The organism is Myxococcus sp. XM-1-1-1 (genome assembly GCF_020037095.1).
Taxonomy (GTDB): Bacteria; Myxococcota; Myxococcia; order Myxococcales; family Myxococcaceae; genus Myxococcus; species Myxococcus fulvus.
Genome location: NZ_JAIQDH010000002.1, coordinates 171,128 through 190,096, shown reverse-complemented (window position 1 = coordinate 190,096; position 18,969 = coordinate 171,128). Strand labels below are relative to the sequence as shown.

The 18,969-nt window shown below is 71.9% G+C and carries 14 protein-coding genes; 9 read left to right on the top strand and 5 right to left on the bottom strand.

The window, feature by feature from the left end; translation table 11 throughout:
* Nucleotides 1–20 precede the first annotated feature (20 nt).
* On the bottom strand, nt 21–2,282 hold the full coding sequence (locus tag K8640_RS04890; RefSeq protein WP_194869594.1) for a PAS domain S-box protein: 2,262 nt from the start codon (nt 2,280–2,282) through the stop codon (nt 21–23).
* Nucleotides 2,283–2,564: 282 nt separating this feature from the next.
* Between K8640_RS04890 and K8640_RS04885 the strand changes: the two genes are divergently transcribed.
* The 4 genes from K8640_RS04885 (at nt 2,565) to K8640_RS04870 (ending at nt 7,718) form a co-directional block, all read left to right on the top strand.
* Complete coding sequence (locus tag K8640_RS04885; protein ID WP_223746004.1) at nt 2,565–3,968, top strand: serine/threonine-protein kinase; 1,404 nt, start codon at nt 2,565–2,567, stop codon at nt 3,966–3,968.
* A 244-nt stretch (nt 3,969–4,212) separates the two neighbouring features.
* Complete coding sequence (locus tag K8640_RS04880) at nt 4,213–5,202, top strand: hypothetical protein (protein ID WP_223746003.1); 990 nt, start codon at nt 4,213–4,215, stop codon at nt 5,200–5,202.
* A 134-nt stretch (nt 5,203–5,336) separates the two neighbouring features.
* Entirely contained in the window at nt 5,337–6,518 is a 1,182-nt protein-coding gene (locus K8640_RS04875) for a serine/threonine-protein kinase (protein WP_223746002.1), read from the top strand.
* 207 nt (nt 6,519–6,725) lie between these two features.
* Complete coding sequence (locus K8640_RS04870) at nt 6,726–7,718, top strand: sensor histidine kinase (protein ID WP_046711070.1); 993 nt, start codon at nt 6,726–6,728, stop codon at nt 7,716–7,718.
* Here K8640_RS04870 and K8640_RS04865 read toward each other — a convergent pair.
* Complete coding sequence (locus K8640_RS04865) at nt 7,657–8,229, bottom strand: cysteine dioxygenase family protein (RefSeq protein ID WP_223746001.1); 573 nt, start codon at nt 8,227–8,229, stop codon at nt 7,657–7,659. The genes K8640_RS04870 and K8640_RS04865 overlap by 62 nt on opposite strands.
* A gap of 124 nt (nt 8,230–8,353) precedes the next feature.
* Here K8640_RS04865 and K8640_RS04860 point away from each other — a divergent pair, with 124 nt between their 5' ends.
* From K8640_RS04860 to K8640_RS04850, 3 genes are all read left to right on the top strand, one after another.
* Nucleotides 8,354–9,835: an FAD/NAD(P)-binding protein gene (locus tag K8640_RS04860; protein WP_223746000.1), complete on the top strand. Its 1,482-nt coding sequence runs from the start codon at nt 8,354–8,356 to the stop codon at nt 9,833–9,835.
* Nucleotides 9,836–9,953: 118 nt separating this feature from the next.
* Nucleotides 9,954–11,243 (top strand): hypothetical protein, encoded by a 1,290-nt coding sequence (locus K8640_RS04855; protein ID WP_223745999.1) that lies wholly within the window; start codon nt 9,954–9,956, stop codon nt 11,241–11,243.
* 266 nt (nt 11,244–11,509) lie between these two features.
* Nucleotides 11,510–12,964, top strand: a complete 1,455-nt coding sequence (locus tag K8640_RS04850; protein WP_223745998.1) for a hypothetical protein — start codon at nt 11,510–11,512, stop codon at nt 12,962–12,964.
* 4 nt (nt 12,965–12,968) lie between these two features.
* Here the strand turns inward: K8640_RS04850 and K8640_RS04845 are convergent, their stop codons facing one another.
* Entirely contained in the window at nt 12,969–13,754 is a 786-nt protein-coding gene (locus K8640_RS04845) for a 2-keto-4-pentenoate hydratase (RefSeq protein WP_223745997.1), read from the bottom strand.
* A gap of 233 nt (nt 13,755–13,987) precedes the next feature.
* On the opposite strand from K8640_RS04845, the gene K8640_RS04840 reads away from it, so the two are divergent.
* A complete protein-coding gene (locus K8640_RS04840) occupies nt 13,988–14,596 on the top strand; it encodes a hypothetical protein (protein WP_223745996.1) in 609 nt (202 codons plus the stop codon).
* A gap of 71 nt (nt 14,597–14,667) precedes the next feature.
* Here K8640_RS04840 and K8640_RS04835 read toward each other — a convergent pair whose 3' ends face one another.
* Complete coding sequence (locus tag K8640_RS04835) at nt 14,668–15,450, bottom strand: SDR family oxidoreductase (protein ID WP_223745995.1); 783 nt, start codon at nt 15,448–15,450, stop codon at nt 14,668–14,670.
* Between the two features lie 48 nt (nt 15,451–15,498).
* Nucleotides 15,499–17,235 carry a HAMP domain-containing sensor histidine kinase gene (locus K8640_RS04830; protein WP_223745994.1) on the bottom strand — a complete coding sequence of 579 codons (1,737 nt, stop codon included), beginning with the start codon at nt 17,233–17,235 and terminating at the stop codon, nt 15,499–15,501.
* A 282-nt stretch (nt 17,236–17,517) separates the two neighbouring features.
* Here K8640_RS04830 and K8640_RS04825 point away from each other — a divergent pair, with 282 nt between their 5' ends.
* On the top strand, nt 17,518–18,960 hold the full coding sequence (locus K8640_RS04825) for an aldehyde dehydrogenase (RefSeq protein WP_223745993.1): 1,443 nt from the start codon (nt 17,518–17,520) through the stop codon (nt 18,958–18,960).
* Nucleotides 18,961–18,969: the final 9 nt, after the last annotated feature.

Sequence of the window (18,969 nt, the reverse complement as noted above, 5' to 3'; positions counted from 1 at the left end):
AGCGCGCTCCGCCGAGCCCGTCATCGGCTCGCCTCCGCCGAGCGGCCCACCAACTCGCGGAGCTGGGTGAGGTCCAGCGGCTTGGAAATCTTCAGGTTGGGGACCTCGCGCAGGAACGACACCGTGCGCGGCGTGAAGGCGCCCCCCGTCATGAACACCATGCGGCCCGCCTGCTCCGGCGCGCTGCGGCCCAGCTCGTTGTACAGGTCCATGCCCGTCATCCCCGGCATCATCACGTCACAGAGGATGAGGTCGAAGCGGCTGCCCTCGTTGAGCAGCCGCAGCGCCGCCTGCGCGCTGTTCGCCGTCGCCACCTCGTGGTCCGCCGCCAGCGAGCGCTGCAGCGCCAGCGTCACGTTCGGCTCGTCGTCCACCACCAGGATGCGCGCCCGCGCGTTCGTCGGCACCACCGTCTGGAGCCTGGGCAACAGCTCCAGCTCCCGCGTGGCCGCGCGCAGCACGACGCGGAACGTGCTGCCCTTGCCCGGCTCGCTCTCCGCGTGGATGGAGCCGCCCATGGACTCGATGATGCCGTGGCAGATGGACAGCCCCAGCCCCGTGCCCACGCCCACGGGCTTCGTGGTGAAGAACGGGTCGAAGATGCGGTCCATCACCTCCGCCGTCATGCCCATGCCCGTGTCGCGCACCTCCACCAGCACCCGGCCCCGGTCCCCGGCGCGGATGACCACCCGGATTTCGTGCTCGTGCTCGGGCGAGCGGTCCTCCGGAATCGCCTGCGCCGCGTTGAGCAGCAGGTTCAGGAACACCTGGCACAGCCGCGACTCGCTGGCCTCCACCGGCGCCACCGGCTCGAACTCCGTCACCAGCCGCGCGCGGTGACGGATGACGTTGTCCGCCATCTTGCACGCCAGCTCCACCGCGCGCCGCACGTCCACCGGCATCAGCCGCACCTCCTGCTCGCCGCGCGCGAAGACCTTCAAGTCGCGCACGATGGTGGCGATGCGCTCGGCGCCCTCCGTCGTCTCCCGCACCAGTTGCTGCAGCGAGGCGATGGCCGCCGCGGGCACCTGGCTCTCCATCCGCTCCAGGCCCTCGCGCACCAGGTGCAGGTTGACCAGCATGTACGCCAGCGGGTTGTTGATTTCGTGCGCCACGCCCGCGCCCAGCGTACCCACCGACGCCAGCCGGTCCGCCACGACGAGGTGCGCCTGGAGCTGCTTTCGCTCCGACGTGTCGCGGTGGACCATGATGTTGGCAATGGTGCGCCCCTCGCTGTCGCGCAGCGGGACGACGACGGACTCACACCAGCAGGTGGTGCCATCGCGGCGCTTGAACTCCAGCTCCCCCGACCACCGGCCCTGCTTCTCCAGCCCCGCGAGCACCATGCCCGTCATCCGGTCCGGCTCGTCCGGGTGCAGCACGCGGAAGAGCGTCTGCCCCAGCGCCTCCGTCTTGTTGCGCCCGAACATCCGCTCCGCGCTGGCGTTCCAGTCGATGATGCCGCCGCCCAAATCGGTGATCACCACGCCGTCGTAGATGCTCTCGAAGATGAGCGCCTGGCGCGCCAGCTCCTGCTCGGCCTGCTTGCGGGCGGTGATGTCCATCACCGTGCCCGTCACGCGCGCGGGCATCCCCGCCGCGTCGCACAGCACGTCGCCCTTGCACGAAATCCAGCGCCACCCGCTGCCCTGCGGCTCGATGCGGTACTCCACGTCCACCTGCGTCTTCTTCTCCAACGCGATGGACAAGGACTCCCGCACACGCGGGAGGTCCGCGGGGTGCACCACCTCCTCGAGCTCCATGGCGCGGCCGGACAGCTTGCCCACGGGCAGCCCCAACAGCCGGTCCACCTGCTCGCTCCACGTCACCCGGCCGCTCTGCGCGTTCCAATCCCAGATGCCCACGCGCGCGGCGGACAGCGCCTGGCGCAGGGCCTCCTCGCGCTGCTCGAGCAGCTCCCGCTTGGAGAAGCGGAACACCGTGACGGTGCCAATCTGGAGCCTGTCGCCCTCCTGGAGCTCCGCCGTGGCGATGGGCGTGCCGTTGAGCAGGGTGCCGTTGGTGGACTCCAGATCCGTGACGTGGCAGCCCCCGTCCGGCAGGCGGACGATGCGGGCATGCTTGCGCGACACGCCATGGTCGTCGATGCGCACCGTGGCCTCGGAGCCCCGGCCGATGATGTGCTCGCCGGGCTCCAGCCGGTACGCCTTGCCGATGGCCGCGGGCGTCGTGGTGCTGATGAGGATGAGGCAGGCTCCCGTCGAGGACGGCGGAGCCAGCGCCAGACCGGCGCAGGTCGTGAGGTCATCCAATGTCGTCATCAAGCAGCCCCCCGGCACCCCGCGCCGCGTCCGTCCACTCCACCTGCCCCAGCTTGCACGCGTGGTGTCACGTCCCGAGAATCCAGCAGTCCCCGGGCCCAGCGTCCAACCACCCGGGGTGATGGGGCCCTGGAGCATACGCCAGGCAACATCTGCCCCTGCCTCCGCCACCCGCTGTGATGGGTGGTGAACGCCCAGGTAGGATTGCCGCGTCGCGGCGGACGCTTCGGGCCCAGGCCATGCAGCAGGCGTCCCGGGCGCGGTGCTAGGGTACGACGCCACATGGCGGCCGACTCCGAGAGCACGTTCCGCATCCAGGCACGCGCGGATCTCCATGGCACCGAGCGGACAAGAGGCGATGCGGGCCGAGGCCCGGGAACACTTGCGGGCGAGTACGTCCTCAAGGCCCTGCTGGCCTCCGGCGGACATGGCAGCGTCTATGAAGCCGAGCACCGCATCCTGGGCCGACGGGCCGCGGTGAAGGTGCTCCACCCCCACCTGGCGGATCAGGGCGAGATGCTCAAGCGCTTCGTGCGCGAGGCCCGGGTGGTGAACCAGATACGCCACCCCAACATCGTGGACGTCTATGACTTCGGGCTGATGCCGGACGGCAGCCCCTACTACGTCATGGAGCTGCTCGCCGGGCGCACCCTGGGCCAGGTGGTGCAGGAGCGCGGGCGGCTGTCGGCGTCCCGCGCGCGCGCCTACCTGGAGCCGGTGTGCGGCGCGCTGGAGGCGGCGCACCGCGCGGGCGTCGTCCACCGCGACCTGAAGGCCAGCAACATCCTCGTCGTGGAGGAGGGCGAGAAGCCGCGGGTGAAGCTGCTCGACTTCGGCATCGCCAAGCTGTTGTCCGCCGAGGCCACCCAGGAGGGGCTCACCATCGCCGGCCAGCGGCTGGGCACCGCCCACGCCATGGCGCCCGAGCAGTTCCGCGGGGGCGCCATCGGCCCGCACACGGACATCTACGCGCTGGGCGTGCTCCTGCACCAGCTGCTCACCGGCCGCTACCCCTTCCTCTGCGAGGACCGGATGGAGCTGGAGCGGCTGCACCTGGAGGCCCCCGCGCCCAGGCCCAGCGCCATCGCCCCGGTGTCCCCGGCCGTGGACCAGGTGGTGCTGCGCTGTCTGGAGAAGGACGCCAGCCGCCGCTTCGGCAGCGTGGGCGCGTTCCTGGCCGCGCTCGCCGACGCCGCCGAGGAGCCCGTGCAGCCCACCCACCGCACCCGGCTGGCGCTCGCCGTCCACGCGGAGGTGGTGCTGTCGACGGCGGCCGCCCAGGACGACGACGCGATGTACGCGGTGCTCGCGGACGTGCTGGACGGGCTGGAGCAGGGCCTGCGCGGCGGGGGCTTCCTGCTGGCGCTGCAGTCCGGCACCACGCTGCTCGCCGTGCGCCCCCTGGAGAACGGCGCGCCCACCCCCGAGCGCACCACCTACCTGCGCGAGGCGGAGCGCTCGCTGCGCATCCTCCAGCAGGCCGCGCAGAAGCTCGCCGACCCCGTGGATGCCAAGGTCCACCTGTGCCTGCACCTGGGCCAGGCCGAGACGCGCGGGGACACCGGCGAATCCGAAATCGTCGGCGGCCCCGTCACCGACGTGAGCGCCTGGAGGCTGCGCGGGCCGGAGGGTTTCGCCCTCACCCCCGCCGCCGCGCTGAGCCTGGAGTTCCCAGAGCCTCTCTAGTTTTTCCTGAAATACAAATTCTACGTTGAATCCAGTCCATCCAGACCTGACTGGGTCTAGGACTTTACAACCCTGCTGTTATTGATTCGACGGGAAAAGAAAATTCCTCCATAGCAGCATGCGCGCAGGGAAATCCCCTACGAATCTTGTCGAGCCCATCAGTTTTCAGCGCGATTGGGAGCGCTGAAGCGGGTGGACGACAAGGTGGTCAGCCCTCGCTGACCACCACACACGGGGGAAACGCATGCACCGCATTCCAGCTTCGCAGTCGCTTCGCCACACCCGCTCCATCCGCCGTTGGGCTCGCGGAGGCGTGGTGGGGCTCCTGGGTTGGGGACTCGGGATGGGGGCGGCGGGTTGCGGGGTGGAGTTGGAGCCGGTGGGGGAGGAGCTGGGGCAGCTGCGCGTGCATGCGCTGTCCGTCAACGGGCTCTCCACCAACGGCCTGTCCACCAACGGCCTGTCCACCAACGGGCTCTCCACCAATGGCCTGTCCACCAACGGCCTGTCGACCAATGGCTTCAAGGACTGGTTCAACCAGGACCCGAGCACGGCGGACGCGGTGATGTCCTACGTGGTGACGTGCGCGGTGGCGGCGGGGCAGACGCGCACCTTCACCAACCCGGTGACGGGGGTGCAGTACACGTGGCTGGGCTCGTTGGGGCTGGCGACGAGCTGGGCGAACGGGGCGGCGGCGACGGAGGCGGAGCAGCAGGTGGTGTCCGCGTGCCTGGCGGCGCACGCGAACAAGTACGGCCTGCACGTGCCCATCTCCGTGCTGGGCCGCGTCGCGGCGACCAGCGATTCCACGCCTCCAGCCATCCCCTACACGCAGGCGGAGCTGGACCTCTACAGCGAGAAGGAGGCCTGCTACTTCGGCAACCTCTTCGACGGCACGGGCGTGTTCGCGGCCAATGACCAGCCGTACCTCACCGCGGAGCGGAGCACGCCTCGCACGTGTGGGCTGGTCTCGGGCACCACGCAGCAGTGCCCGCCCATCACCCACCTGGGCATGTGCGCCTCGCTGTGCACGGTGGCCAGGGACGCCGGCAACAACCCCCTGCCCTACTACGCGTCGTGCACGCACAACGCGAAGACCTACCAGCCCATCACCGCGCGCATCCGCCCCGCGGAAATCTATCGGTGCGGGGATGGCGTCTGCCAGTTCACCGAGCGCTGCGGCACGGGCACCACCGCGACGAGCTGCAACGCCGACTGCGGCGCCTGCCCCTGAGGGCAGCGCGCCATCCGCTGCCGCACACTCGCGGCCGGGGCGTGTGGGCCCCTCCCCGCTGTCGGGGGGGACATCCTCGGAGGTGGTGCTAGCCTCACCCCATTCCCGAGGTCGTGTCCGACTGGGGAGGTGGCATGGACAAGCATCACGTCCTGGACGCGCCCGAGGGCGCGGACATCGCGGGCTACCGGGTGGAGGCGTTGCTGGGCGCGGGAGGGTGCGGCGTGGTGTACCGCGCCTCTCGCGACGGGGCCCCCGTGGCGCTCAAGCTGCAGTCGCTGGAGCAGTTGGGGGGCTGGGCCCTGCGCGAGGTGGCCATCCTCACGCGGCTGGCGCATCGCAACGTGGTGGGCTTCCGCGCGGGCGGGCTCTTTCCTTCCGAGTCTCCCGCGTGGCTCTACCTGGCGATGGAGTACGTGAGGGGGCGTCCGCTGGCGCAGTGGGTGGAGGAGGAGAACCCGTCCGCGAGAGGGGCCGCGACGCTGGCGCTGGGCATGGCGCGGGGGCTGGAGGCGGCGCACACGGCGGACGTGCTCCACCGCGACATCAAGGAGGACAACGTCGTCGTGCGCGAGGAGGACGGCACGCCGGTGTTGATGGACTTCGGCGTGGGGGACTACTCGGGGGCGCCCCGGCTGCCGCGCGGGGTGCTGCCGCCGGGCACGCCGCGCTACCGCAGCCCGGAGGCGCTGGCGTTCCGACGCGCGCATCCCGACGGGGTGTATCCGCCCACGTCCGCGGATGACCTGTACGCGCTGGGTGTGGTGCTCTACTGGATGCTCACCGCGCGCCACCCGTTCGTGGACGTGGAGACGCCCGAGGGCGAGCTGGCCGTCATCCACCACCCTCCGGTGTCGCCGCACGTGCTCAACCCGCGGGTGCCGTGGGCGTTGAGCGAGCTGTGCTCGCGGCTGTTGTCCAAGCAGCCCTGGCGGCGCGGCACCGCGAGCACGTGGTGCTCGGCGCTGGAGGCGGAGCTCGCGTCGGCGGACGGTGCGTGGGACGCGCCGCTGTTCCCCGATGTGGCGGACGTGCCCGCCTCCACCGAGGGGACTCGGCCACCATCGAGAGGGCGGCGCGGCGCGGCCAGCTCGGGTGGACTGCCCGCGTACCGGCCGGCGTCCGAGCCCGAGGTGCCCCGGCTCGTGGTCCGGGCACGGCCCGCGACGGGGACGGCGCGGCTCAAGGGCGTGTCGAGCCTCCTGCTCGCGGTGGTCATGGGTGCGTGTCTGGTGGGTGGCGCGTGCTGGGCCCGGCGCGCGCAGCCCTCGGTGGCGTCGGACCGCCACGCCTCCGAGTCTCCGCGCGCGCGGTGACACACCCCGCGCCCAAGCTTCCACCGCCCAACGCTGGCTCCGACAGGGGGGCGCGCCGCCGTCGACTACCCACCTGGAAGTGCTTTCGCCGCCTCGCCAGACGACATCGGCTCCTTGCCCGGGCCGTCCTGGCGGTGTTGACTGGCGCTGTCCACCCGTCCCCGCGCGTTCCACGGGATGGACACCTGACGCTGGGATTGCGACGTGATGACGCTACGAGCCAGGGTGCTGTTGATGTCGGCGGTGGCGCAGCGGCGAGGCACGCTGCGACGCGCCTTCCTGGCACGTCAGGGGATACCGTCCGGCCCGGAAGCTTCCAGCACGACCAGCGCGCGCGAGGCCTCGGAGGCGCTGGAGGAGACGGTGCGCGAGCGCACCGCGGAGCTCGAGGCCGCCAACGCCAAGCTGTCGCGCAGCCTGGAGCAGCTCCACGCCACCCAGGCCCAGCTGCTCTTCGCCGACCGGCTCATCGCCCTGGGCCGCATCGCCGCGGGCGTGGGCCACGAAATCAACAACCCCCTCGCCTTCATCCTCAGCAACCTGGAGTACATCCACCAGGAGCTCCAGCAGAAGGAGCAGTTGCCGGAGCGCGAGCGCCAGGAGGTGCTGGAGGCGCTCGCCGAGACGCGCGACGGCGCCGAGCGCATCCGCCTCATCGTGCGGGACTTGCAGACGCTCTCGCGCTCCGAGGACGTGGGCAGCGGCCCGTCGGACGTGGGCGCGGTGGTGCGCACCGCGGCGAAGATGGCCATGCACGAGCTGCGGCACCGCGCGCGCCTGGTGGTCGAGTGCGACGGCGTGCCCCCGGTGCAGGGCAACGGCGCCCGGCTGGGTCAGGTGTTCCTGAACCTGCTGCTCAACGCGGCGCAGGCCATCGTCCCCGGACAGGTGGAGCTCAACGAGGTGCGCGTCGTCGCGAGCGAGGCGATGCCCGGGCGCGTCGTCGCGGTGGAGGTGCGCGACACCGGCTGCGGCATCTCCCCCGAGCACCGCGAGCGCATCTTCGACCCGTTCTTCACCACCAAGCCCCTGGGCGTGGGCACCGGCCTGGGGCTCGCCGTCTGCCACGGCATCGTCACGTCGCTGGGCGGCACCCTCACGCTGGAGAGCGCGCCCGGCCGGGGCAGCATCTTCCGCGTCACCCTGCCCGTGGCCGGCGCCTTCGCCCAGCCCCCACGGCAACTGGACGCGGCGCTCTGACCACCTGGCTGTCGTAGGGCGTCATGCCCTCCATCGGCGGCGCGTACAGGTGCAGCGACACCGCGCCCCGACGCGACGAGTTGTGCACGTGGTGGATGGTGTCCGACGCCTCGATCAACAAGTCGCCCTCCCGCGCGCGCTCGACGACGGCCGGCAGCAGCCTGTCTCCCGCCCAGTCGTAACGCGTCTCGTCCAGGCTCCCCTGCACGAGCAGCGACACGCCGGCGGAGCCGCCATGGTCATGCACGAGCGAGCCCTGCCCCGGCATCCAGCACACGAGCAGGAGCTCACACGCGTCCGTCTTCGCCAGCGTCCTGCGCACGTAGCGCGCGTCGTCGAACCGGACGAGCGAGCCCAGCAGCCCCCAGTCGGGGCGGCTGTGACGAAGCCGCTCCACCAGCCACGTCAGCGATGGGACGGCGTCCCGACCCTCTGGCAGAGACCAGCCGAGCAGGCTCTTCGTGTCCGGGACCTCACGGTCCCACTCTCCTGTGGTGGAGCGCTCTCGCATGGGTCCTCCCGGGATGTGCGTGGGAGTGTGGACACGCCCTCGGACCCTGACCAGGGGTTGCCATCCGATTGTCCACACCGCCAGCGTGGATGCCGTCACGCGCAGGCGGACATAGGATTGCGGCGTGCAAGGACACAGCAGCCCATGGGATGTGGCCATCGTCGGGGGCGGGGCCAGCGGAACATTGTTGGCCATCCACCTCCTGAAGCAGGCACGCGCGCCCCTGCGGGTGCTGCTGCTGGAGCGAGGCCGGAGCGTGGGCCAGGGGCTCGCCTACTCGACCCGCAGCCAGCGTCACCTGCTCAACGTCCCCGCCGGGCGCATGGGCGCCTTCATGGAGGACCCGGAGCACTTCCTGCGCGCCGTGCGGCGACAGGCGCCCGACACGGCGCCCGGAGACTTCGTCCCCCGGCAGCGCTATGGCCAATACCTGGCGGAGGTGCTGGAGGAGACCCGCGCGCGCGCGGCCCCGGGGGTGCGGCTGGAGACGCGGTCCGCGCAGGTGGTCTCGATGCGCGAGCACGGCGGCCTGGTGACGCTGACGACCGGGGACGGCGCGGAGCACGTCGCGCGCCGCGCGGTGCTGGCGCTGGGCAACGCGGACCCCGCGGACCTCCGGGTGGAGGACGGCGGGCTGTACGCGAGCCCCCACTACCACCGCTCGCCGTGGGTCCCTGACGCGCTCGCCGGCATCGGCGCGAAGGACGCGGTGCTGCTCATCGGCACGGGGCTCACCATGGTGGACGCCGTGCTGTCGCTGGAGGAGCAGGGCCACACGGGCCCCTTGTACGCGCTGTCGCGGCACGGGCTGCTGCCCCACCGGCACGTGCGGGCCGCCGCGGGCACGTACGACTCGCCCGGCATCCGCGACGTGCTGCGCGCGCTGCGACGCGAGGGCTTGCGGCCCCAGGACGACACCACCCTGCACCCCATCCCCGTGCGCGTGCGCGCGCTGCTCCGGGTGCTGCGGCGCGAGGTGCGCCGGGCCACGGACGCGGGGGCCAGCTGGCGCGCGGTGGTGGATGCGTTGAGGCCGGTGACGGTGCCCCTGTGGCAGCGGCTGTCGGACGTGGAGCGACGGCGCTTCCTGCGCCACCTGCGCTCCTACTGGGACGTCCACCGCCACCGGATGGCGCCCGGCGTCGCCGATGGGCTCGAGCAGCTGATGGAAACAGGACGACTGACGGTGCGCGCGGCCCGGGTGCGCGGCTTCCGGCTGGACGACACCGGCACGGTCCACGCGCGAATCCTCCCGCGAGGCGAGGGCCGCGAGGAGCACCTCCAGGTCCGCCACGTGGTGAACTGCACCGGCCCCGAGGGCACCGTCACCCGACACGGCCACCCGCTGCTCAAGCGCCTGGCGGACGAGGGGCGGCTGCGGCCGGACACGCTCGGCATGGGCCTGGACACCGACAGCCACGGCGCCCTGCTGGACGCGAGCGGGCGGACAGGAGGGCTCCTCTACACCCTGGGCCCCCTGCGCAGGGGGGAGCTGTGGGAGACCACGGCCGTGCCGGAGATTCGCGCCCAGGCCCGCGCGCTCGCGGACCACCTGCTGGCCCGGCTGAACCATGGCCTCCTGCCTCCCCGCCGCAGTGCCGGCTGACCCTCGGGCCGGACGCTGGCCCCCAGGCCCAGACGGCGAGTGAAGTCACGGAAGGATGACGCGGCGAGTCCCCGGAGCGGGGGTTTCATGCGAGGCTCCGCCCGCCGGACTCCCCCTCATGGCCCTCCACCGTCCCCTCTACACCCTCGCTGGCGGCGCACTCGCCGTCCTCCTCGCCTGCGGGGGCGGGTGGGCGTACGTGAAGCTGCGCACGGGGCCCCTGGAGGAGCGGCTGGTGCGGGAGGTGGGGGAGCTGTCGCGCACGAGCTACGCGCGGCCCTCGCACGTGAATCCCTCGGTCCCGGGCAGCTTCGCGCGCCACCTGGAGCCGCTGCTCGAGTCCGTGCTGCAGCTGTATCAGGAGCAACAGAAGCCACAGGGGAACTCGGCGCAGGGGCAGCCCTGTCGGGACGTGGCGGACGGGAAGCTGCCCACGTCGGCGCTGACGCAGGGTTGTGAGCAGGCGCTGGAGCGGGCCCGGCCGTTGCTCGCGCGGGTGCTGCTGGCGACACACGCGGAGGTGGGGGGGCTGCCCGAGCGATTGGGGGCGCTGGCGCCCCTCACGCCCGCCCGCGCCAATGGCCGGTTCGCGCTGATGTACGTGGTGCACCTGGCGGCGTTGGAGACGCGGGTGCGGCTGTCCCACGGGCAGGCCTCGGCGGCGCTGGATGTGTGTCTGGACGCGCTGGCGCTCAGCCGGGAGCTGGAGCTGGGGGGAGGCATGGAGGGGCAGCTGCTCTCCGCCACGGGCCACGGCGTGCTCTATCACCCCTGCGCGGACGCGCTGGACGCCGCGCCGCTGGAGCGCAAGCGCCTGGCGATTTCGCAGCTGGCGCGCCTGGCGGATGGGTACGCGCCCTTCTCCGTCACGCTGCGGCAGGAGTCGGTGCTGCTGCAGCTGGTCCACTTCCGGCCGCTGCTCTCCGAAGAGACGCTGGCGCGGCTGCCGGCGGGGAGCCAGGACATCGTCCCGCCGGAGCTGCTGGGACTCGCGCCTCCGGACGACAACGCGCTGACGGCGCGGCGCGCGTGGTGGCAGCTGGTGGAGGGCTTCGACGCGCTGACGGCCGCCGCGGACCTGCCCACGGGGGCGCGCCGGCGCGCGTTCGCGCTGCTGGAGCTGGGCACGCTCAGCCTCCACGGTCCGGACGTCGTCACGTATGGCGAGTACGCGGAGCGGCTGGACTTGCGCCGGCTGCAGCACGACGCGCTCATCACGCTGGCGGAGGTGGACCTGGCGCGCGCCGAGCGGGGGCACTGGCCGGACTCGCCGCCCCGCCACAAGGACTCCTCCTTCGTGCTGGAGCCGATGGGGCCCACCGAGGCCCGGCTGCGTCCCTGCTCACGCGCGTACGCGGCCCAGGGGCTGCGCGTGACGGCGGACCTGGCGCGACAGCCGGGGCCCTGACGCACGGCGTCCACCCGCGCCTCCCGGGACTGCAGGCGAGCAGGCCACGGTCAGCGGCCTGCCCGGCAGGTGCGCCAGGGCTACCTTGCCTGAGGACGCCGAGCCACAGCCCTGGAGGGGGAGATGAATCCACCACACGCACGTCGTGCGGCGTCGGACGCGTACGGGGTTCGTCGCGAGGAGTCGGCACGCGAGGCATGGTGCTCGCCCGATGCCCGTCGTGCGGCGTTGAACCCGCACGAGGCTCATCGCGCGGAGCTGGCGCCATGATGGCGCGCCGCTTCGTCGCGGACCTCGACTCTTCGGCCGCGCTGCTGCGGGCGCTCGCGGCCTTCCTGCACGGCCGGGACGCTCCCGCGCTGGGCGCCCACCGCCACACGCATCCGCTGTTCGAAGCACTGGCGCCCGCCGTCAACCGCCTGTCGGTGCCGCTGCGCGAGAGCGCGTGGGTGCGCGGCGCGCTGGCGGAGGCCCTGACGCCGAAGGCCCTCGCGCGCTTCGACGCGGAGTCCCTCGCACGCTGGGTCGTGGGCCGCTACCCGAGACGCCGCTACCCGGCGGCCGTGGTGGGCGCCACCAACGGCGCGCTCGTCCACCTGTGCGCGGCACTCGGAATCCCGTGGCTGCCGCAGACGCATCTGCTGTCCGTGCGCCATGACGGACGGGTGCCCGTGGACGAGCCGATGAAGACACTCGGCTTCGCGCGCGAGCCCGCACGCCGTCTGCTGGAATCCCATCCGGACCTGCAGCTCCACCACACCCACGACGCCAACCACGACCGGCTCCTCCTCCAGGGGCTGACGCACTTCCGGGTGAAGCGACGCGGACTGAGCCCCGCGTACGTCCGCTTCCTGGAAGAAGCGCTGGAGCCCGGCGCCACCCTCTTCGTGTCCGAGTGCGAGCTGCGCTGGCCCACGCTCCAACAGGGCGAGCGACATGTCTTCCAGCAAGGCTCGCTCGGCGGCGCGAGCCCGGACGAGTACTACCTGGGCGGCCCTCGCGTGGAGGCCTACCTGCGCCAGCAGGGCTCCTCCCTGACGCGCTGGCCGTCACCACCGCCGGACAGCGACAGCCCGGAGGCGGAGTGGGGCTTCGAGCCCGCCCTGCGCGAGGACCTGCTGCGGCTCGCACGCAAGCGGCGCTGGAGACTCAAGCGCATCGTCTACCCGGAGCCGGAGGCGCTCAGCCCGCTGGTGGCGGACCTGTACCGGCACTGGTACCGCGAGCGGAAGATGCCCTCGGGCAAGCTGCTGGCGGAGTGCTCCATCCTGCTGGAGCCCTGGTGGACGCTGCGCACCGGCGCGGTGCCGTTCTGGATGGTGCTCAACACGCGGGCCTCGGCGCGCGCGCTCGAGCGCTACCTGGACCGCTCCACGCCGTGGGACGCGATGTACCTGACGCTCTGCTCACGCGGGGTGGAGTCCATCGGCCTCGCCACGATGGAGCACTGGCGCGAGCTGCTGTCCCGAGGCCGCACCCGGGGCCAGCTGCTCGGCGTGGACGCGCGGGAGTACCCGCGCGACTTCGCGTCCTTCGTGCGCTACCACCCGGCGATGCGGCGCGCGCTGTCCGCGCATCACTCCACCCGCGAGCGCTTGAGGCCGGAGCGCCTGGACGCGTTCCTGAAGCAGCACGGCGAGCGGTACGCGGTGCAATGGCTGGAGACGGACGTGCGCCCGCGCCACCAGAGCGCGGACGTGGCCTCCTCCTGGTTCCAGTAAGGACTCAGGCGGCCGACACCGCCACCGAGCCGAGTCCCTCGACGACGAGCTTCACCCGGTCTCCCGGCTGGAACATGTGCGCGATGGTCGCCGCGCCCGCCAGCACGATGCTCCCCGCGGGCAGCACCTGTCCGCGCTTGGCGAGCAGCTCACACAGCTGCACCAACGACAACACGGGGTCCCCGGAGATGGCGTCCGAGCGGGCCGAGTGCGCCAGCGCGTCGTTCACGAACATCTTCATCTCCAGCCGCGTCAAATCCATGGCGCGCGGCGGGTGCTCCTGGGTCCCCAGGACGAACAGGGACGAGGACGCGTTGTCCGCCACCACGTCCGGCAGGGAGAAGTACTTGAAGTCGCGGTAGCGCGAGTCGAGGATCTCCATCGCCGCGAACACGGACTCACACGCATCCAGCGCCTCGTCGCGCGTCACGGTGCCCTTGAGCTCGCGCGCGGTGCGGAAGGCAATCTCGGGCTCGATCTTCGGGTGGATGCCCTGGGCGAGCGACACCACGCCGTCCGCCTGCACGCGCATCTTGTCCGTGAGGACGCCGTATACGGGCGAGTCCAGGTTCATCTGCCGGCGCTTGGCCTCGGACGTCAGGCCCATCTTCAATCCCACCAGGCGCTCACCGGCCGCGAGCCGCAGCTTCAGCCCCTCCTCCTGGATGGCGTACGCGTCCGGCACGGACAGCGCGGGCAGCTCGTTGGTGAGGGGCGGCACCTCCCGCCGCTCCCGCCTCGCGTCGTCCAGTCGTCGGGCCAGCTCCGCGGGGTTCACAGTCCCAGTCATCGCATCCCTCTTCTGAGTCCGCGGCGCGGAAAGCCGGCGCCGGGGGGCGCGCAGCAGAGCAGCTTTCGCGGTGTCGGGCGAGGGTTGCTCGCATCGGCCGTCACCGGGGTATAAGCCCGAGGACCCGGGATTGGGGGTGTCTCCCGGGCTGGCATCGAGCGGTCGCCATGCGGCATCACCCCGACGAGACCTCCCGGCCGGGGCGGGCTCCACCGAAGCAAGGACTCGACTTCATGCGCTACTCTTGGCTCTTCGCGGCAGTGCTGCTTCCCTCCTCCATCGCGCTGGCGGATGACCGCGGCCGACACACCCACGATGGCTTCTACCTGCGCGGTCAGCTCGGCCTGGGCTACACGCACTCGGCCGCCGTGGGACAAGGCGTGGACCTGGCCCTCAAGGGCGGCGCGGGCACGCTCAACCTGGAGCTGGGCTTCGCGCCCATCAACAACTTCATCCTCTACGGAAAGCTGTTCGGCACCTCCACCCCCAACCCGGACATCAAGGTGGAGGGCGTCACCATCGAGGGGGACGAGGACGACGACGTGGCCAGCAACTACGCCGCCATCGGCGTGGGCCTCGCGTACTACTTCATGCCCGTCAACTTCTACCTCTCCGGCGCGGTGGTGGCCAACCAGCTCAGCGCCTCGTACGAGGGCGAGACGGAGGCGGAGACCGACACCGGCGTGGGCCTGCACCTGGGCCTGGGCAAGGAGTGGTGGGTGAGCGACAACTGGGGCGTGGGCATCGGCGCGGAGCTGGCGCTGGGCCGCATCCGCGGCGAGGGCAACGACGACTGGAACGTCACCCACTTCTCGCTGCTGTTCACCGCGACCTTCAACTGAAGTGAGGTCGCGCGCCGGGCCGTGACGCCGCCTCGAGCCGAGGAGCTCACGGCCCGGTCCGCATCAGGCGCTCAGCCCTGCTGGTTGAGCCCGGCGACCATGGCGCGCACGGCGGCGCGCGGGCTCAGGCGCACCATGAAGGCCCCCACCGCGTTGGCCACGCCGTGGATGGCCAGCACGCGCCCGCGCATCATCTTCGCGTACGCGTGCTCCACCACGTCCGGGGCCTTGGCCACGCCGGTGCGCTGGAACAGGCGGGTCTTGTCGTTGCCCGCGCGCTGGGCGAACTCGGTGTGCGTCGCGCCGGGGCAGTGGCACGTCACCGTCACGCCCGTGCCCTTCAGCTCGTAGGAGAGCGCCTCCGACAGCGACACGACGAAGGCCTTGGTCGCGTAGTACGTGGCCATGTAGGGCCCCGGCTGGAAGCCGGCGGTGGAGGCGACGTTGAGGATGCGGCCGTGGCCGCGCTCGCGCATGGGCCGGGCGAACAGGTGCGTGAGCTTCAACAGCGCGGTGCAGTTGACCTCCACCATCTCCCCCTCGCGCTTCACGTCCTGGTCCAGGAAGGGGCCCGCGGAGCCGAAGCCCGCGTTGTTGACGAGGAACTCCACCACGAGGCCGCGCTCGGCCACCTGCGCGAAGAGCTGCTCGGGCGCCTCCGGCCGCGTCAAATCCGCGGGCAGCACGTGGGCCGTCACCCCGTGCTCCTTCTGGAGCATCGCGGCGAGCGCCTCCAGGCGCTCGGCACTGCGGGCGACGAGGATGACGTCGTGTCCGTCCCGAGCGAAGCGCCGCGCGAACTGCTCACCCAACCCCGCCGATGCACCGGTGATGAGGGCCACCTTGCGTGACATGTTGTTTCCTCCCGGGGCGTTTATAGCCGAGCGGGAGCGGGACGCACGTCAGGTGCTCTCGCGTCGGGGCAGGGTCACCTCGAAGTGGCTGCCCTTCTCCGGCTCGCTCGCCACCTGGATGGTGCCGCCGTGGGCCTCGACGATCTGCCGGGTGACGTAGAGCCCCAGGCCCAGGCCGCCGTAGTGACGCTCGCTGACGGCGCGGCCGAAGCGCTCGAAGATGTGGGACTGGTACTCGCGCGCGATGCCGATGCCCGCGTCCTCCACGCGCACCACCACGTCGTCCCCCGCGTCCTCCAGCTCCAGGCGCACCGGCTGGCCCGCGCCGTACTTCAGCGCGTTGGCGAGCAGGTGCGTCAACACCTGCTCCAGCCGGCAGCGGTCCCAGTGCCCCTTCACGTCCCCGTGCGTGGTGAGCGACACCTCGCTGCCAGCCTGGCTCGCCGCGAGCGCCAGGCGCGTCTTCACCTCGCGCGCCAGCACCTCCAGGTCCACGTCCTCACGGTGCAAGGACAGCCGTCCGCTGGACATGCGCGAGACATCGAGCAGGCCGTGCACCAGCCCCGACAGCTTGTCCACCTGGCGCTGCACCACGTCCAGCTGCGAGAGCACCAGCGACGTGGGCAGGTAGGGCCTGTCCTTGGGCGTCTGCTGCCGCAGCCACTGCAGGCGCAGCTGCAACGGCGTGAGCGGCGTCTTGAGCTCGTGGCTGGCCACGGCGAGGAACTCGTCGCGCAAGAGCACCGAGCGGCGCGCCTCGCGGTAGAGCCGGGCGTTGTCCAGGAACAGCGCCGCGCGGCGGGCCAGGTCCTGCGCCGTCTCCAGGTCCGCCTGGCTGTAGTGGCGCGAGGGGCGCACCGCCAGGAACGTGAGGGCGCCCAGCGAGCGTCCCCGCGCGACGAGCGGCACGGACATGATGCCGTGGAAGCCCACCTCGCGCATCGTCTGGTAGTGCGCCTCGCTCACCGACACCCGATGCAGCCACGCGTCGTCGACGTCATCGACGAGCAGGGACTCGGCGTGGCGGGCCACTCGCGTGGTGGGGTGGATGCTGCCCTCGGGCCCGGGAGGGAACTCGCGCACGCGCAGGGCGAGCGGCGCATCGCGCGCGTCGGCGTGCGCCACGGACGTGCGCTGCACGGCGCCCCCCTCGTCGATGATGTCGACGAAGCACCAGTCCGCCATGACGGGCACGCTGAGGCGGGCCAGCGTGTCGAGCGTCACCTTGGGGTCGAGCGACGACGAGGCCAGCAGGCGGCTGGCGTCGGAGAGGAAGGCCGCGCGGTGCTCGGCGTCCTCGGCCTCCGTGCGCGCCTGTTGCTCCTCTCGCAGCAGGCGGGCGGACTCCAGCGCCAGGCCCGCGAGGCGGGCGAGCCGGGAGAGGGCCACCTCATCCTCGTGGCTGAAGTCCCCCACCTCCCGGTCGAAGAGGTAGAGCACCCCCGCGTTCGAGGGCAGCGCCACCGCCAGCCGACCCCGGGGCTCCGCGCCCCGCGTGGCGGCGCGGCGCTCCCGCCGGGCTCGACCGCCTGCCGAGGGCACGGCGTAGCCGCCCCAGACCTCGTAGGCGCGCGAGAGCGAGGTGACGCTCGCCCCCCGCGTCCTGCCGGGAGCAGGCGTCAGCACCACGGTCGCCTGGTGCGCGCGCGTCAGCCGGCGGGCGACCTCCACGAGCACCGTGAGCGCCTCCTCGACGGTGGCCGCCGATAGGAGCTGCCGTGAATCCGCATCCGCCGCCGCGCGCGCCTCTTCCTCGGACATCGGCGCGACAGGTTCCATGGGCATGTCTGACTCCCTTTACACACAACCCGGTCCGGCCCCTCGCGCCTCCAGTGCTCTGTATTCCCCCGCCGCTCGCCCACCCTCCGGGCAGCCGGAGTCGTCACCCGTTTGACGCGAGAGGACGACGCTCCGAGGCGCGCTTTCCGTGATGCTGGTGACGGCTGGCTCGGTTGCGTACATTGCGCCCCGTTCGACCCGGGCCCCCGCGCTCCCCCTGTCTCCCGGCACCCGAGGGACCAGGCGCTCGCGAGCCATCCCGGGGACGGGCGCACGGAGGGCTCGGACATGCAGAAGGTGCTCAACTACATCGGCGGAGAGCTCATCCCCGCGCGCGGCGGCCAGTGGCTGGACAAGCCCGAGCCCGCGACGGGCAAGGGCTACGCGCAGGTGCCGGACTCGGACGCCACCGACCTCCAGCACGCGGTGGAGGCCGCCCAGCGCGCCTTCCCGGCCTGGGCCGCCACGCCCGCCGCCGAGCGCTCGCGCCTCCTGCGCAAGGTGGCGGACACGATTCGCGAGCGTCTGGACGCGTTCGCCCGCGCGGAGTCCATCGACTCCGGCAAGCCGCTGTCGGTGGCGTCCAGCGTGGACATCCCGCGCAGCATCCTCAACTTCGAGTTCTTCGCGGACGCGGTGACGCAGTTCTCCAGCGAGGCGCACGCCACGGACGGCGTCGCGCTCAACTACACGCTGCGCTCGCCGCTGGGCGTGGTGGGCTGCATCTCGCCGTGGAACCTGCCCTTGTACCTGCTGACGTGGAAGCTCGCGCCCGCGCTGGCCATCGGCAACTGCGTGGTGGCCAAGCCCTCCGAAGTCACCCCGATGACGGCGTTCCTCCTGTCGCAGGTGTGCCGCGACGTGGGCCTGCCGCCCGGCGTGCTCAACATCGTCCACGGCCTGGGCCCCAAGGTGGGCGCGGCCATGAGCGAGCACCCGGACATCCCGGCCATCTCCTTCACCGGCAGCACCCGCGTGGGCGCGGAGATTGCCCGCGTGGCCGCGCCGAGCTTCAAGAAGCTGTCGCTGGAGATGGGCGGGAAGAACCCCAACGTCATCTTCGAGGACTGCGACTTCGAGGAGGCGCTGGCGACGACGGTGCGCTCGTCGTTCTCCAACCAGGGGCAGATCTGCCTCTGCGGCCCGCGCATCTTCGTGCAGCGCCCCATCTATGAGCGCTTCCGCGACGCGCTGGTGGCGCGCACGCAGGCGCTCAAGGTCGGTGACCCGCTGGAGGCCGGCACCGAGCAGGGCGCGCTGGTGTCGCAGCAGCACTTCGACAAGGTGATGGGCTACATCGACCTGGCGAAGCAGGAGGGCGGGCGCGTGCTCGCGGGTGGCAAGCGCGCGAGCCTGACGGGCCGCTGCCGCGAGGGCTGGTTCGTGGAGCCCACGCTCATCGAGGGCCTGGACGCAAGCTGCCGCACCAACCAGGAGGAGATCTTCGGCCCGGTGGCCACGCTCATCCCGTTCGACACCGAGGACGAGGTGCTCGCGTGGGCGAACTCGACGAAGTACGGCCTGGCGGCGAGCGTGTGGACGCGGGACGTGAAGCGGGCGCACCGCTTCGCCTCGCGGCTGCACAGCGGAATCGTCTGGGTGAACTGCTGGATGCTGCGTGACTTGCGCACGCCGTTCGGCGGGGTGAAGGACTCGGGGGTGGGGCGCGAGGGCGGCTGGGAGGCGCTGCGCTTCTTCACCGAGCCGAAGAACGTGTGCATCAAGCTGTGACGCGCTGGA